Source organism: bacterium, assembly GCA_040753085.1.
Classification (GTDB): domain Bacteria; phylum UBA9089; class JASEGY01; order JASEGY01; family JASEGY01; genus JASEGY01.
In genome coordinates this window covers 1-1,678 of record JBFMHI010000250.1, presented here as the reverse complement: position 1 = coordinate 1,678, position 1,678 = coordinate 1, and the positions used below count along the sequence as shown (strand labels likewise).

The 1,678-nt window shown below is 48.5% G+C and carries 1 protein-coding gene; it reads right to left on the bottom strand.

Annotated features, from left to right (window positions below):
• Positions 1-184 precede the first annotated feature (184 nt).
• A complete protein-coding gene (gene waaF / locus AB1797_14125) occupies positions 185-1,288 on the bottom strand; it encodes a lipopolysaccharide heptosyltransferase II (GenBank protein ID MEW5768721.1) in 1,104 nt (367 codons plus the stop codon).
• Between the last annotated feature and the right edge of the window lie 390 nt (positions 1,289-1,678).

The window sequence follows — 1,678 nt, the reverse complement described above, 5'->3', positions numbered from 1 at the left end:
CGTTTCATGCTTCGTTGCCTCCTGCTGGTTTTGGATTGTTTGGTATTTTTAAGCTATTATACCACAGGAGGCAGAAATTAGTAAATAATTTATTTGCAGATGATTGCCATTTTTAAACAGCCTCTCAGTGTCTCTGTGCCTCCGTGGTGAGGTGAACGGTTACATTTTCCTTTTCAACTATCCATCAAAATTGCAGATAATGGTTTGTATTCACGAAGTCACCGAAGGTAATTTCCCGATTATGGCAGAAGGCCGCGCCAGGAGAAAGTCTTAGGAGCTTCTCAGCGGCGGATATGACCTGGGCCGGCGTTATTTCCTGCATGCAGACGAAGCTCTTATTAGGACATTGTTTGCCGCCGTGAAGACCACATGGCCGGCAGGATAAGTGCTCTATTTCTACTACCACAGAATGAGGACTATAAGGAGCAAACCCCAGGGAAGGGGTGGTTGGCCCAAAGATAGCCACCACCGGCGCGGAAACAGCCGCCGCAATGTGCATTGGCCCGGAATCGTTGGTGATGAATAAATGACATCTCTTGAAGAAAGAAGCTAATTCGGATAAGGTCGTCTTTCCGGCCGCCATAATAGGCTTGTTTTTCATACTTGCGGCTATTTGATTGACTAAGGCAATGTCCTCTTTTCCTCCAAAGAGAATGATCTGTGCCCCGGCTTTCTCCGCCAGCATATCCCCTACCCGGGCAAAACCCTCCGGCATCCATCTTTTAGTCACCCAGATAGACCCGGGGTTAAGGCCAATAATTAACTCAGCCCGGTTCAATCTTTCCTGAGAGAAGAACTGATCCGCCTTTTCTTCTGACTGCTCGCTGACAAAGACTTCAGGCCGCCATTCACCTTCAGATATTCCTAAGGCTCTGGTAAATTCCAGGTTTCTTTTTACCTCATGCAGGCCCTTATGATAAACCACTTTTTCTGTCAGGAGGAATCTTCCCGCGCTGGTATCAAAGCCGATCCTTCGCTTGATATTACCCAGAAAGGCCAAGGAGGCGCTTCGAAGAGAGCGATGGGGAATCACAGCCAGATCGAATCCCCTCTTACGAATCTGTCCGACTATCTTTAAGAAACCCCCCAGGCCTTTCATGGAGCCTTTTTTATCGTAAGGGATCATCTCTGCCAAGCAAGGATTCTCTTTAAGGACCTGCCTGCCTTGAGGTGTAGTAATGAGGCCAATCTCGGGTTTGTTTAGCCCCTCGTAACAGGCTCTAATCAGAGGAGTAGTCAGGACCACATCACCCAAGAAGGCCGTTTGGATAATAAGGATTTTGTTCACCTGGCAAACCCTCAGCTCTTAGCTCTTAGGGCCTATCCCCAAACATGAAAGCCGATCTAGTGCCTTGTCAAGCTTGCTTTAATGGGTTCGTCTTTTGTAAGGGTAACCCTTATGATTGTTTATTTGGGTAATTATTTAACCCTTCGGCATAAAGACAAGCGCTAACAGATAACTTCTATCTTGACAAGGGTGTAGGGGCACGTTGCCACGTGCCCTTACAGTAAGGGCAATTGGCGAATCGTCCTTGCAAAAGGAGGAGGTAGGGGCGAATAATTATTCGCCCCTACTAAAGAGACTCTACCCATAAATACTAACGTGACAAGGCACTAGGAGGCAACTCCAATGGCCGTTCAGCCCACCCCGGCCCGGGCGGCGGGACCGGCCGGCGGG